This is a genomic window from Streptomyces sp. NPDC060027, assembly GCF_042737005.1.
Classification (GTDB): Bacteria; Actinomycetota; Actinomycetes; order Streptomycetales; family Streptomycetaceae; genus Streptomyces.
Genome location: NZ_JBHWVI010000116.1, coordinates 15,213 through 27,448 on the forward strand (window position 1 = coordinate 15,213; position 12,236 = coordinate 27,448).

Sequence of the window (12,236 nt, forward strand, 5' to 3'; positions counted from 1 at the left end):
TGCGCCGGAAGAGCGATACCTGACGGGCTACTGGGCGCAGTTGCGATCTTTTCCGGGGCGTATGTGAAAGGTAGTCAGATGAAGTGAGATTTGTATGAAAATCATCTGACTCGGAGGAACCCGCATGTCCACCTCGCCCCTCTCGCGCCGCTCCGGCCCTCGTCGTGGCGCCGGCGCCCTCGTGACGCTCGCCGTCGCGGGCACCGCCCTCCTGGGGGCCCCGGCCGCCGTCGCCGCCCCCGGTGACAACGGCGACGTCAAGGTCCACGACTCGGGCACCGGGGTCGACGACCCGCGGGAGGATTCGAAGGTCTGTCACTTCTACCTCGATGGCTTCAACTTCGACCCGGGGCAGCAGGTCACCTGGTTCATCGTGACCCAGCCGCTGGCCGCGGGCGGCGCCAACCTCAGAGGCAGCCTGGACCTGCCGTCCGGGCACGCCCGGACACCCGAGCTCACCCTGCCCGACGGCCAGTACAAGCTGACCTGGAGGTTCGTGGGCGAGAACGGCGCGGGCAAGAGCAAGGTCTTCAAGGTCGACTGCCCCATCGGCATCCCGACCCCGACCTCGACCCCGACATCGTCGCCCACCGGTCCGGGCGGTGGCCCGGGCGGTTCCACAGGCGGTGCCGGCGGTCCGGGCGGCCCGGGCGGCGGCCCCGGTGGTCCCAACGGAGGACCCCCCGCGGGCGGCGGCGGTGTGGCCCACCCCCAGGACTTCTCACCGGTCGCCGGCGCCGCGGCCGTGGGTCTCGTCGTAGCCGGTGGAGTCGTGTTCCTGCGGCTGCGCCGACGCCCCGATGGCCGCGCGGCGTAGGCGACCGAGGCCCTGGTACCGGACGCGCGCCTACCGCCTGACGCGGACCCTGGTGGTCACCGTCGCACTGGTGGCGGGCGGCGTCTGGTGGGCGGGGGACGGCGAACCGGCCGGGACGGTGGCGTCCGGCGCCGTGCGCGACGACGGCGACGCGTCCTCCGCTCCGGCCGGGGCGGAGGGCGTCGGCCACGGGCCGGACTCCCACCGCCCCGGCGGTGGCGCGCCCACCGCGCGGCCGCGTCGCTCCCCGGCCGTCCGCCGGGTCCGGCCCGCACCCCCGCCCGCCCCGCTGCCGCGCTCCCGGGCCACCTCGCTCCGTATCCCCTTCCTCGGGCTCGATGCACCGGTCATCGGTCTCGGGCTGGACCGCGAGCACCGGCTCACCGCGCCGCCCGGGGACGATCCGAAACTGGTCGGCTGGTACACGGACGGTCCCACCCCGGGCGAACGCGGCACGGCCGTCGTGGTCGGCCATCGCGACACCCGGACGGGACCGGCCGTCTTCGTGGGGCTCGAACGGACCCGGCCCGGCAGACGCGTCGAGGCCCGGCGCGTGGACGGGCGGACCGCCGTCTATACGGTGGACGCCGTACGGACGTACGCGAAGGCGCACTTCCCCGACACGGAGGTCTACGGCGACCGGGGGCGCCCCGAACTCCGTCTGATCACCTGCGGTGGCGCCTTCGACCGGAAGACCGGATACGCCGCGAACGTCGTCGTCTTCGCCCATCTCACGGGGGTCCGGGGGCGGGCCGGCACCCCCTGACGCGAGCCGTCGGGCGCCGGACGCGGCACCGGCGCCCTCCGGTGTCCGCGCCCGGCCCGTCCGGTATCCGATCGTCCGTTTCCGCCCGTACCGAACCGGACCGTCCGATGGCGCCGCGCGTCTTCCCCCGGACGTGTGCGGTCCGTTAGCTTCCGTGACTCAAAGGTCCCGTACGACCCGCACGGGACGTTCGACCGCGGAGCACCAGCGCCTTGCACGCCCCCGGGGGCACCTGTCATGACACGCGCCATCTCCCTGCACCACGTCAGTAAGTCCTACACCCGCGGCGTCCGCGTGGTGGAGCGGCTCTCGCTGGACATCAGGCCCGGCGAGTTCCTCGTGCTGCTCGGCCCCTCGGGCTGCGGCAAGTCGACCGTGCTGAGGATGATCGCGGGGCTGGAGGAGGTCACCGAGGGCGAACTGCGGCTGGACGGGGAGTACGCCAACGATCTGCCGCCGTCCGGGCGGGACATGGCGATGGTGTTCCAGAGCTTCGCCCTCTACCCGAGCATGACCAGCCGCGACAACATCGGCTTCCCGCTGCGCATCGAGACGCCCGGCGAGGACCCGCGGGCCCGCGTGGACGCCACCGCCCGCATGCTCGGCATCCAGGACCTCCTCGACCGCTTCCCCAGCCAGCTCTCCGGCGGCGAGCGGCAGCGGGTCGCGATGGGGCGGGCCATCGCGCGCCACCCCTCCGCCTTCCTGATGGACGAGCCGCTGTCCAACCTCGACGCCAAGCTCCGCAACCACCTGCGCGCCGAAATCTCCCGGCTCACCAGGGAGTTGGGCGCGACCACGGTGTACGTCACCCACGACCAGGCCGAGGCGATGTCGCTCGGCGACCGGGTCGCCGTGCTGCGCGGCGGAGTCCTGCAGCAACTGGGCACGCCCCGCACCGTCTACGGGCTGCCCGCGAACGTCTTCGTCGCCGCCTTCATCGGCACCCCGCGGATCAACCTGCTGCGCGGGCTCGTCCGGGCCCCGCTCGACGGCGCCATGACGATCAGCCTCGGCAAGCAGTACCTGCGCCTGCCCGAACCCCTGTGCCTCGACCACCAGTTGCTCCGGGTGCAGCAGGGCCGTGAGGTGATCGTCGGCCTGCGCTCCGAGGCCGTACGGCTCGGCAGACCGTCCGACGCCCGGCCGGGCGAAGTGGCGATCAGCGGCCTGGTCGAGCACGTGGAGTTCCAGGGGCACGAGGTGCTCGTCCACTTCAACACCGGCTCGCGGCCCGCCCTCGTACCGGATCTGGAGTCGCCGCGCCCGGCCCGTCCGGCCCGGCGACGGCGCCGCGACGGCACCGTCCTGGACCGGCTGCGGGAGCGCGCCGGAGCACGGAAGGCCGGGCCGGTCGTCGTCCTCGATCATCCGTCGGACGGGGAGCCCGACCTCCCCGAGCAGACACCGCCCGAGGGCCGGCTGCCCGGCGATCTCGTCGTGCGCACCACGCCCGACATCGCCCTCCGCCACGGGATGCAGGTCCCGCTCCTGGTGGATCTGGCCCACCTGTTCGTCTTCGACCGGAGCGGCGAACGGATCTGTCCGGCACCGGCACGGCTGCCCGACCTGGACGAGTGAACCCCGGGCCACGCGTGGCTGAACCCCTCCCCGGGTCCGGGGGCGCGGCGGGCCGTGGACCCGGAGTGTGACCTCCTGTGCGGCGGGGCCGTGGACCCGGGCTGTGACCTCCCGTGCGGCGGGTCCCCCTGGCGCCGCAAAACTATCATCGCTAGTTTAGGGCGCGGACGACGCGGCCCCGCCCGGGAGGAACACGATGAAGGCACATGACGGCATGTACATCGACGGCGCCTGGCGCCCCGCGGCGGGGCGGGACACGATCGACGTCGTGAACCCCGCCGACGAGCAGGTGATCGGCCAGGTTCCGGCGGGCACGGTCGAGGACGTCGACGCCGCCGTACGGGCCGCCCGCGCCGCGTTCCCCGGCTGGGCCGCGACCGCGCCCGCCGAGCGGGCCGCCCGCCTGGCCGCCCTGCGGGACGTCCTGGCCGCCCGCAAGGACGAGATCGCCGAGACCGTCACCGCCGAGCTCGGCTCACCGCTCGCGTTCTCGCAGGCCGTGCACGCGGGCGTCCCGGTGCTGGTCGCCGGCTCCTACGCCGAGCTGGCGGCGACGTACGCCTTCGAGGAGAAGGTCGGCAACTCGACCGTCTACCAGGAGCCCGTCGGCGTCGTCGGCGCGATCACGCCCTGGAACTACCCGCTGCACCAGATCGTCGCCAAGGTCGCTCCCGCGCTCGCCGCGGGCTGCACGGTGGTGCTGAAGCCCGCCGAGGACACCCCGCTCACCGCCCAGCTCTTCGCCGAGGCCGTGGCCGAGGCGGGCGTCCCGGCCGGTGTCTTCAACCTCGTCACCGGCCTCGGCCCGGTCGCGGGCCAGGCCCTCGCCGAGCACCCGGACGTCGACCTGGTCTCCTTCACCGGCTCCACCGCGGTCGGCCGGCGGATCGGCGCGACCGCGGGCGCCGCCGTCAAGCGCGTCGCCCTCGAACTCGGCGGCAAGTCCGCCAACGTCATCCTGCCGAGCGCCGACCTCGCCAAGGCCGTGAACGTCGGCGTCGCCAACGTGATGTCCAACTCCGGCCAGACGTGCAGCGCCTGGACCCGCATGCTGGTCCCCGCCGCGCGCTACGACGAGGCGGTCGAGCTCGCCGCGACGGCCGCCGCGAAGTACGGCGACCGCATCGGCCCCGTCGTCAACGCCAAGCAGCGGGCCCGGGTGCGCGGATACATCGAGAAGGGTGTCGCCGAGGGTGCGCGGATCGTCGCGGGCGGCCCCGAATCCCCGCGCGAACAGGGCTACTTCGTCAGCCCCACCGTCTTCGCCGATGTGACCCCGCAGATGACGATCGCCCAGGAGGAGATCTTCGGCCCGGTCCTCACGATCCTGCGCTACGAGGACGAGGAGGACGCCCTGCGGATCGCCAACGGCACCGTGTACGGGCTCGCCGGCGCGGTGTGGGCGGGCGAGGAGTCCGAGGCGGTTGCCTTCGCGCGGCGGCTCGACACCGGCCAGGTCGACATCAACGGGGGACGCTTCAATCCCCTGGCCCCCTTCGGGGGGTACAAGCAGTCGGGCGTGGGGCGCGAACTCGGCACCCACGGCCTGTCCGAGTACCTCCAGACCAAGTCCCTCCAGTTCTAGGAGCGTTCACGTGGTTCGCGCCGCTGTCCTTCCCGCCGTGGGTGCCCCGCTGGAGATCACCGAGATCGACCTCCCCGACCCGGGGCCGGGCCAGGTCCGGGTCAGGCTCGCCGCCGCCGGGGTCTGCCACTCCGACCTGTCCCTGTCCAACGGCACCATGCGGGTGCCGGTGCCCGCCGTCCTCGGCCACGAGGGCGCCGGGACCGTCGTCGCGGTCGGCGAGGGCGTCACCCAGGTCGCGCCCGGTTCCGGGGTCGTCCTCAACTGGGCTCCTTCCTGCGGCAGTTGTCACGCCTGCTCGCTGGGCGAGGTGTGGCTGTGCGCCGACGCGCTGACCGGCTCCGGGACCGTGTACGCCTGCCGCGCCTCCGACGGGAGCGACCTGTACCCCGGTCTGAACGTCGCCGCGTTCGCGGAGGAGACGGTCGTCCCGGTGTCCTGCCTCCTGCCCGTCCCGGACGGCATCCCGCTCACCGACGCCGCCCTGCTCGGCTGCGCGGTCCTCACCGGATACGGCGCGGTCCACAACTCCGCGAAGGTCCGGCCCGGGGAGACCGTCGCCGTGTTCGGGGCCGGCGGGGTCGGGCTCGCCGCCCTCCAGGCCGCCCGGATCGCGGGCGCCTCGAAGATCGTCGCGGTCGATGTCTCGCCCGAGAAGGAGGCACTCGCCCGCGAGGCCGGGGCCACCGACTACGTCGTCGCCTCCGACACCACCGCCCGCGAGATCCGCGCCCTCACCGGCCGGCAGGGCGTCGACGTCGCCGTCGAATGCGTGGGCCGCGCCGTCACGATCCGTACGGCCTGGGAGTCGACCCGCCGCGGCGGCCGCACCACGGTCGTCGGCATCGGCGGCAAGGACCAGCAGGTCACCTTCAACGCCCTCGAGATCTTCCACTGGGGCAGGACCCTCGCGGGCTGCGTGTACGGCAACTCCGACCCGGCACGCGATCTCCCGGTGCTCGCCGAGCACGTACGCGCGGGCCGGCTCGACCTCGGCGGCCTGGTCACCGACCGCATCGCCCTGGACGGCATCCCCGCGGCCTTCGACAACATGATCGCGGGCAAGGGGGGCCGGGCACTGGTGGTGTTCTAGGACACACCGGAGCCGCGTTCGCACCGCCGGATCGGGGTCGAGCCCCGGGCCGGAATTCCGTCACCTGGGATTCCGGCCCGGGGACGGACGGACGGGACGGCACACCGGCAGGACGCCAGGACGGCACACCGGCAGGACGGCAGGCCTGCCGTACATCAGGCCTGTTCGGCGTCCGACCCGTGGTCCGGGGCCGCCGCGGGTCCCTGGGCCGGAGCCGGAGCCGGAGCCGGAGCCCCGGCCGGAGCCGGACCCGACGCCGGACCCTGTGCCGTGACTGCGTCCGGTACGGCCGCCTCGGTCGCTCCCGAGCGCGGCCGGGAGCGCGAGACCGCCACACCCGCCAGGCACAGCACCCCGCCCGCCAGTGTCAGCAGCCCCGGGACCTCGTCGAGGAACAGCCAGGACATCAGCACCACCAGGGCGGGCACCGCGTACGTCGTCGCGCCCATGCGGCTCGCGCTCGTCCGGGCGAGGGCGTACGCCCAGGTCGTGAACGCCAGCGCGGTCGGGAAGACGCCCAGATACACCATGTTGAGGGTGGCCGAGACGGGGGCGTCGGCCGCGTCGTGGACGAGCTGACCCGCGAACGGCAGACACACCACGGCCCCGACCAGACAGCCGAAGGTCGTCACCTGGAGGACACTCGCGCGCCCGAGCGCCGGCTTCTGCGCGACGACCCCGCCGGCGTACGCGACGGCGGCGAGCAGGCACAGCACGACACCGAGGACCGAGGAACCACCGCCCCCGGACATCGACAGCCCCACCGCGACCGCGCCCGCGAACGACACCGCCATGCCCGCCAGCAGCCGCGGCGGCATCGCGTCCCCCAGCAGCCGGGAACCGAGCAGGGCGATCAGGATCGGGCCGATGTTCACCACCAGCGCCGCCGTACCGGCGTCCACCTGCTGCTCGCCCCAGTTCAGGGCCACCATGTAGAAGCCGAACCACAGCACCCCGGATATCGCGATCCCGCGCCAGGCGCCCCGCGGCGGCAGGCCTTCGCCGCGCACCACACAGACGGCACCGAGCACGAGTGCTCCCGCGAGCAGCCGTCCCAGCGCCAGCGCGCCGGGCGAGTACGCGGCGCCCGCGCTGCGGATCGAGACGAAGGCGGAGGCCCACAGCCCGACCGTGACGGCCGCCGCACCGGCGGCGAGCAGGTGCGCACGACGGTGGGGCGACGCGGTGCGGGAGGTGTTCATCATGCTCCTGAGACTAGGCGGGGCGCAGAGATCGGTCTCGCGTATTTCGGACGCACAGGTCGGCGCGGGGGTACGCGGGGGTCGAGGCGGCGAGACGCCGGGAAGGGACGCGGCTCAGCTCAGCGCCGTCGCCTCGATCCCGAGGAGTTCCGCGAAGGCGCGCTCGCCCTCCGGGGTCGCCCTGACCGCCCGGTCCGAGCCGATGCGCACGCACCACCGGACGTCCAGCGCGTGCCGGCACAGCGCCGCTCCGGCGGTGCCCGCGAGGTGCGGACGCCGTTCGGTCCAGTCGAGACAGGCACGGGTGAGTGGACGGCGTCCGGCGCGGTCCAGGGTGATGCCCACGGCGTCGAACCACCGCAGTCCGGCGTCGGTGAGGGCGAACCCGGTGTCCTGGCGGAGCAGTCCGCGCCCGGTCAGCGCGTCGGTGAGGGTGATGCCGAGCCGTCCGGCGAGATGGTCGTAGCAGGTCCGGCCGCGCGCCAGCGCCGAGCCCGCGCCGGCCTCCCGCAGCGTCCGGGGACGTGCGGCGGCGCTGGGCGCCACATGGGCGGCGAGGTCCTCGACGAGCTGGGCGACGCGGTCGTCGGCGAGCCGGACGTAGCGGTGCCGTCCCTGGCGCTCCTCGGTGAGCAGGCCGCCCGATACGAGCTTGCCCAGGTGTTCGCTGGCGGTCGACGGCGCGACGCCGGCCTGCCGCGCGAGCTCGCCGGCGGTCCACGCCCGCCCGTCGAGCAGCGCGAGCAGAAAGCCGGCCCGGGTCTCGTCCGCCATCAGCCCGGCCAGCGCGGCGAGCCCCGGCCCGACCGGATCCTTCGGCCTTGTCATGCCGTCCAGCATGCGCCATGGACACTTCGGCGTTCACCGAAGGATCGCGAGCGTCCGCTCAGGCGCCCGGGCCCGCTCAGGCTTCCCGGACCAGCCCCGTGTACTGCACCGCGAGGCCGTCCAGCAGCGCCCTGAGCCCCGTCTCGAAGGCCCGCTCGTCGATCTTCTCCTGCTGCTCGGCGAGAAGGTGCGCCTGCCCCAGATGCGGATAGTCGGCGGGGTCGTACGCGCTCTCGTCGTCCACGAAGCCCCCGGCGAACGACCCCAGCGCGGAGCCCATGATGAAGTACCGCATCAGCGCCCCGATCGAGGTGGCCTGGGCAGGCGGCCAGCCCGCGTCGACCATGGCCCCGAACACGGCGTCGGCGAGCCGCAGTCCGGCCGGCCGGCGGCCCGGCCCGCGGGCGAGGACCGGGACGATGTTCGGGTGGTCGCGCAGGGCGGCGCGGTAGGAGACGGCCCAGTCGTGCAGCGCGGTCCGCCAGTCGCGGCCGTCCTCGAACATCGACAGGTCGACCAGCGCGCTCACCGAGTCCGCGACCGCCTCCAGGATCTGGTCCTTGGTGCGGAAGTGGTTGTAGAGGGAGGGCCCGCTCACCCCGAGTTCCGCAGCGAGCCGGCGCGTCGAGACGGCCGCGAGGCCCTCGGCGTCCACCAGGGCCCGTGCCGTCTCGACGATGCGGTCGGTGCTGAGGAGGGGCTTGCGCGGTCGGGCCATGGCGCACATAGTAGGGCTGCATCAGTAAACTAGCAGTGCTAATTTAAATGTACGACTTTCAATGTCCGCTATCTGTGGGGTGACTCGGCATGAACCTTGGGCTCGATGATGAGCAGACCGCCGTCCGGCAGCTCGCCCAGGACTTCGTGCAGCGCGAGATCGCCCCGCACGTCGTCGAGTGGGACCGCGCGGAGGAGGTCGACCGGTCCATCGTGAAGAAGCTCGCCGACGTCGGCTTCCTCGGCCTCACCGTCGACGAGGAGTACGGCGGCAGCGGCGGCGACCACCTCGCCTACTGCCTGGTCACCGAGGAGCTGGGGCGCGGCGACTCCTCCGTGCGCGGGATCGTCTCCGTCTCCCTCGGACTCGTCGCCAAGACCATCGCGTACTGGGGGAGCGAGGAGCAGAAGCGCCGCTGGCTTCCGGGGCTGACCGCCGGCGAGTACGTCGGCTGCTTCGGGCTCACCGAGCCGGGCACCGGCTCCGACGCGGGCCAGTTGTCGACGAGGGCCGTGCGCGACGGCGACGACTACGTCATCAACGGCACCAAGATGTTCATCACGAACGGCACCTGGGCCGATGTCGTGCTGCTCTTCGCCCGCTCCACCGACGCTCCGGGCCACAAGGGCGTCTCCGCCTTCCTGGTGCCCACCGACACCCCCGGTCTGACCCGCCGCGCCATCCACGGCAAGCTCGGGCTGCGCGGCCAGGCGACCGCCGAACTGGCCTTCGAGGACGTGCGCGTGCCCGCGAGCGCCATGCTGGCGCCCGAGGGCAAGGGCTTCGCGGTGGCCATGTCGGCGCTGGCCAAGGGCCGGATGTCGGTGGCCGCGGGCTGCGTCGGGATAGCCCAGGCCGCGCTGGACGCGGCGGTGCGGTACGCGACCGAGCGGGAGCAGTTCGGCAGGACGATCGCGCACCACCAGCTCATCCAGGAGCTGATCAGCGACATCGCCGTCGACGTGGACGCGGCGCGGCTGCTCACCTGGCGGGTCGCCGATCTCGTGGACCGCGGGCTGCCGTTCGCCACCGAGTCCTCCAAGGCCAAGCTCTTCGCGTCCGAGGCCGCCGTACGCGCCGCGAACAATGCCCTCCAGGTCTTCGGCGGCTACGGCTACATCGACGAGTACCCGGCCGGCAAACTGCTGCGCGACGCCCGCGTGATGACCCTCTACGAAGGCACCAGCCAGATCCAGAAGCTGGTCATCGGGCGCGCCCTGACGGGTGTCTCCGCGTTCTGACTCTGAGTACGTCCCTGAGTACGACGGCGGATGTGGCGGCGGCCACGTCCGCCGATCCTTGTCCCATGAGTGAGACACCGGTCAAACAGCAGAACACGGCCGCCTTCTACGGTCAGGCCGTGGCGTCCTTCTCCGTCGCGATGGCCGCCACCGCCCTCGGCATCTTCAAACTCCAGGCCGACGCCTGGGTGCGGGGCTTCCTGGCCATCGCCGTCCTGTACCTGGTGACGTCGTCCTTCACGCTGGCCAAGGTGATCCGCGACCGTCAGGACGGCAGCCGTCCCGGCGGCCGGATGTACGACCCGTTCGAGAAGCTCTGAGCCCCGGGCGGCCGCGGCCGGGCCAGGGGCTCTAAGCGCCCGCTCAGGTTCAGGGGTATGGTGTTCACCCTGTCAGTGGAGAAGGGGCGAACAGCGATGAGTGCGGCGCAGGAGACGCCCGGCGGCGAGATGCAGCCGTGGGCCGAGGTCACCCCGGACGCGGCACGGCGGCTGCTCGTCGCCGCCGTGGAGGCCTTCGCCGAGCGCGGGTACCACGCGACGACGACCCGGGACATCGCCGGCCGCGCGGGCATGAGCCCGGCCGCGCTGTACATCCACTACAAGACCAAGGAAGAGCTGCTCCACCGGATCAGCAGGATCGGGCACGACAAGGCGCTGGACATCGTGCGCACCGCGGCCGAGGGCGAGGGCACGGCCGCCGAACGGCTCACCGACGCCGTACGGTCCTTCGTGCGGTGGCACGCGGGCCAGCACACCACCGCGCGTGTCGTCCAGTACGAACTCGACGCCCTCGGGCCCGACGCGCGCGCCGAGATCATCGCGCTGCGCCGACAGGTCGACGCGGAGGTGCGCAGCATCATCCAGGACGGTGTCGAGGCGGGCGACTTCGACGTCCCGGACGTCCCCGGCACCACCCTCGCCGTGCTGTCCCTGTGCATCGACGTGGCCCGCTGGTTCAACGTCGGCGGTCCCCGGACCCCGGACGAGGTCGGCGCCCTCTACGCAGACCTGGTCCGGCGGATGGTGGGCTACAAGGGGTAGGTCCCCGCCCCGGACGCGGACGTCCCCGATCCCGGACGCGACGAGGCATCCCGGTTCCGGAGACGTCGGCGTGGGGCCGGTCTCACAGGTAGTAGCGCGAGACCGACTCCGCGACGCAGACCGGCTTGTCGCCGCCCTCGCGCTCCACGCTGAAGGCCACGGACACCTGGACACCACCGGGCACGTCGTCCACCGCGGTGATCGTCGCGGTGGCGCGCAGCCGTGAGCCGACCGGTACGGGCGAGGGGAAGCGGACCTTGTTCGACCCGTAGTTGACGCCCATCCTCACGCCTTCGACGCTGATCAGCTGCGGGCCGAAGAGGGGCAGCAGCGACAGGGTGAGATAGCCGTGCGCGATCGTGGTGCCGAACGGACCCGCCGCGGCCTTCTCGGGGTCGACGTGGATCCACTGGTGGTCGCCGGTGGCCTCCGCGAAGAGGTCGATGCGCTTCTGCTCGATCTCGACCCAGTCCGTGTACCCCAGCTGCTCGCCCACGGCGCCCCGCAGTTCGTCGACCGTCGCGAACGTCCTCGGCTCTGCCATGTCCCTGGCCTCCCGCATCTCGATGTCTAAGCGACTGCTTAGCATGGTCGGACGAGGGGCGCATGTCAACGGACCGGACGTGTGACGCGGTGGGTAGGTTGGAGGCGTGCCCCAGATCCCTGAGACGATCCACGAGCTGACCGTCGGACAGTTGTCGGCCCGCAGCGGCGCCGCCGTCTCCGCCCTGCACTTCTACGAGTCCAAGGGCCTGATCAGCAGCCGCCGCACCACGGGCAACCAACGCCGCTACCACCGTGACGCGCTGCGCCGCGTCGCCTTCGTCCGGGCCGCCCAGCGCGTCGGCATCCCGCTCGCCACGATCCGCGAGGCCCTCGCCGAACTCCCCGAGGAGCGCACCCCGACGCGGGAGGACTGGGCCCGGCTCTCGGAGGCCTGGCGCTCCGAACTCGACGAACGCATCAAGCAGCTCGGACGGCTGCGCGACCACCTCACCGACTGCATCGGCTGCGGCTGCCTCTCCCTGGAGAACTGTGTGCTCTCCAACCCCGACGACGTCTTCGGCGAGCGCCAGGCCGGCTCCCGCCTGATGGTGGAGCGGCCCGGCGCCCGGGCGGCACCGAAACCGCGCGAGCGGCACCCCGGACAGCCCCGGGAATGCGACCCCGAGCCAGACCGGGAGCCACTCGGCGACTGCCGCTGACCCCTCCCCGCCCGGCCGCGGTCATCGCCCTGTCCGGCCACGCGTCATCCGCCGTGCCCGGCCCACGCGTTCACGCCCCGTCACGCATGTGCGACCTCCGGCCCGCCCGGCTGGGTGGACAGGCCCAGCCGGGCGGGCCGGGTGACGGCCCGCCTGT

General features: G+C 73.0%; 13 protein-coding genes. 9 read left to right on the forward strand and 4 right to left on the reverse strand.

Annotated elements, in window-relative coordinates:
* Positions 1–124: 124 nt before the first annotated feature.
* The 5 genes from ACFWBT_RS25845 (at position 125) to ACFWBT_RS25865 (ending at position 5,842) form a co-directional block, all read left to right on the forward strand.
* Entirely contained in the window at positions 125–817 is a 693-nt protein-coding gene (locus ACFWBT_RS25845) for a hypothetical protein (RefSeq protein ID WP_385704522.1), read from the forward strand.
* Positions 801–1,583 carry a class F sortase gene (locus ACFWBT_RS25850; protein WP_385704525.1) on the forward strand — a complete coding sequence of 261 codons (783 nt, stop codon included), beginning with the start codon at positions 801–803 and terminating at the stop codon, positions 1,581–1,583. Before ACFWBT_RS25845 ends, ACFWBT_RS25850 begins: the two co-directional genes overlap by 17 nt.
* Positions 1,584–1,820: 237 nt before the next feature.
* Complete coding sequence (locus tag ACFWBT_RS25855; RefSeq protein ID WP_385704528.1) at positions 1,821–3,164, forward strand: ABC transporter ATP-binding protein; 1,344 nt, start codon at positions 1,821–1,823, stop codon at positions 3,162–3,164.
* A gap of 196 nt (positions 3,165–3,360) precedes the next feature.
* Positions 3,361–4,749, forward strand: a complete 1,389-nt coding sequence (locus ACFWBT_RS25860; RefSeq protein WP_385704531.1) for an aldehyde dehydrogenase family protein — start codon at positions 3,361–3,363, stop codon at positions 4,747–4,749.
* Positions 4,750–4,759: 10 nt separating this feature from the next.
* Entirely contained in the window at positions 4,760–5,842 is a 1,083-nt protein-coding gene (locus ACFWBT_RS25865; protein ID WP_385704533.1) for a Zn-dependent alcohol dehydrogenase, read from the forward strand.
* Between the two features lie 155 nt (positions 5,843–5,997).
* Here the strand turns inward: ACFWBT_RS25865 and ACFWBT_RS25870 are convergent, their stop codons facing one another.
* The 3 genes from ACFWBT_RS25870 to ACFWBT_RS25880 all read right to left on the reverse strand — a co-directional run bounded on the left by ACFWBT_RS25870 (position 5,998) and on the right by ACFWBT_RS25880 (position 8,590).
* Positions 5,998–7,047 carry a DMT family transporter gene (locus ACFWBT_RS25870; RefSeq protein ID WP_385704536.1) on the reverse strand — a complete coding sequence of 350 codons (1,050 nt, stop codon included), beginning with the start codon at positions 7,045–7,047 and terminating at the stop codon, positions 5,998–6,000.
* 111 nt (positions 7,048–7,158) lie between these two features.
* Complete coding sequence (locus tag ACFWBT_RS25875; protein ID WP_385704539.1) at positions 7,159–7,884, reverse strand: ArsR/SmtB family transcription factor; 726 nt, start codon at positions 7,882–7,884, stop codon at positions 7,159–7,161.
* Positions 7,885–7,948: 64 nt separating this feature from the next.
* Positions 7,949–8,590 carry a TetR/AcrR family transcriptional regulator gene (locus ACFWBT_RS25880; RefSeq protein ID WP_385704542.1) on the reverse strand — a complete coding sequence of 214 codons (642 nt, stop codon included), beginning with the start codon at positions 8,588–8,590 and terminating at the stop codon, positions 7,949–7,951.
* 89 nt (positions 8,591–8,679) lie between these two features.
* On the opposite strand from ACFWBT_RS25880, the gene ACFWBT_RS25885 reads away from it, so the two are divergent.
* The 3 genes from ACFWBT_RS25885 to ACFWBT_RS25895 all read left to right on the forward strand — a co-directional run bounded on the left by ACFWBT_RS25885 (position 8,680) and on the right by ACFWBT_RS25895 (position 10,874).
* Positions 8,680–9,831 carry an acyl-CoA dehydrogenase family protein gene (locus ACFWBT_RS25885; protein WP_385704544.1) on the forward strand — a complete coding sequence of 384 codons (1,152 nt, stop codon included), beginning with the start codon at positions 8,680–8,682 and terminating at the stop codon, positions 9,829–9,831.
* Positions 9,832–9,896: 65 nt separating this feature from the next.
* The gene (locus tag ACFWBT_RS25890; RefSeq protein ID WP_266756948.1) at positions 9,897–10,151 is read left to right on the forward strand and encodes a YiaA/YiaB family inner membrane protein; all 255 of its coding nucleotides are present in this window, start codon (positions 9,897–9,899) and stop codon (positions 10,149–10,151) included.
* 96 nt (positions 10,152–10,247) lie between these two features.
* The gene (locus ACFWBT_RS25895) at positions 10,248–10,874 is read left to right on the forward strand and encodes a TetR/AcrR family transcriptional regulator (protein WP_385704547.1); all 627 of its coding nucleotides are present in this window, start codon (positions 10,248–10,250) and stop codon (positions 10,872–10,874) included.
* An 82-nt stretch (positions 10,875–10,956) separates the two neighbouring features.
* On the opposite strand, the gene ACFWBT_RS25900 is transcribed toward ACFWBT_RS25895, so the two are convergent.
* Positions 10,957–11,418: a MaoC family dehydratase gene (locus ACFWBT_RS25900; RefSeq protein ID WP_385704549.1), complete on the reverse strand. Its 462-nt coding sequence runs from the start codon at positions 11,416–11,418 to the stop codon at positions 10,957–10,959.
* A gap of 106 nt (positions 11,419–11,524) precedes the next feature.
* Here ACFWBT_RS25900 and soxR point away from each other — a divergent pair, with 106 nt between their 5' ends.
* Positions 11,525–12,079 carry a redox-sensitive transcriptional activator SoxR gene (soxR, locus tag ACFWBT_RS25905; protein WP_385704552.1) on the forward strand — a complete coding sequence of 185 codons (555 nt, stop codon included), beginning with the start codon at positions 11,525–11,527 and terminating at the stop codon, positions 12,077–12,079.
* Positions 12,080–12,236 lie beyond the last annotated feature (157 nt).

Bases quoted from the DNA above. Each gene is read 5' to 3' on its own strand.
- ACFWBT_RS25845 (WP_385704522.1), top strand. From the start codon at position 125: ATGTCCACCTCGCCCCTCTCGCGCCGCTCCGGCCCTCGTCGTGGCGCC.
- ACFWBT_RS25850 (WP_385704525.1), top strand. From the start codon at position 801: ATGGCCGCGCGGCGTAGGCGACCGAGGCCCTGGTACCGGACGCGCGCC.
- ACFWBT_RS25855 (WP_385704528.1), top strand. From the start codon at position 1,821: ATGACACGCGCCATCTCCCTGCACCACGTCAGTAAGTCCTACACCCGC.
- ACFWBT_RS25860 (WP_385704531.1), top strand. From the start codon at position 3,361: ATGAAGGCACATGACGGCATGTACATCGACGGCGCCTGGCGCCCCGCG.
- ACFWBT_RS25870 (WP_385704536.1), bottom strand. From the start codon at position 7,047: ATGATGAACACCTCCCGCACCGCGTCGCCCCACCGTCGTGCGCACCTG.
- ACFWBT_RS25875 (WP_385704539.1), bottom strand. From the start codon at position 7,884: ATGCTGGACGGCATGACAAGGCCGAAGGATCCGGTCGGGCCGGGGCTC.
- ACFWBT_RS25880 (WP_385704542.1), bottom strand. From the start codon at position 8,590: ATGGCCCGACCGCGCAAGCCCCTCCTCAGCACCGACCGCATCGTCGAG.
- ACFWBT_RS25885 (WP_385704544.1), top strand. From the start codon at position 8,680: ATGAACCTTGGGCTCGATGATGAGCAGACCGCCGTCCGGCAGCTCGCC.
- ACFWBT_RS25890 (WP_266756948.1), top strand. From the start codon at position 9,897: ATGAGTGAGACACCGGTCAAACAGCAGAACACGGCCGCCTTCTACGGT.
- ACFWBT_RS25895 (WP_385704547.1), top strand. From the start codon at position 10,248: ATGAGTGCGGCGCAGGAGACGCCCGGCGGCGAGATGCAGCCGTGGGCC.
- ACFWBT_RS25900 (WP_385704549.1), bottom strand. From the start codon at position 11,418: ATGGCAGAGCCGAGGACGTTCGCGACGGTCGACGAACTGCGGGGCGCC.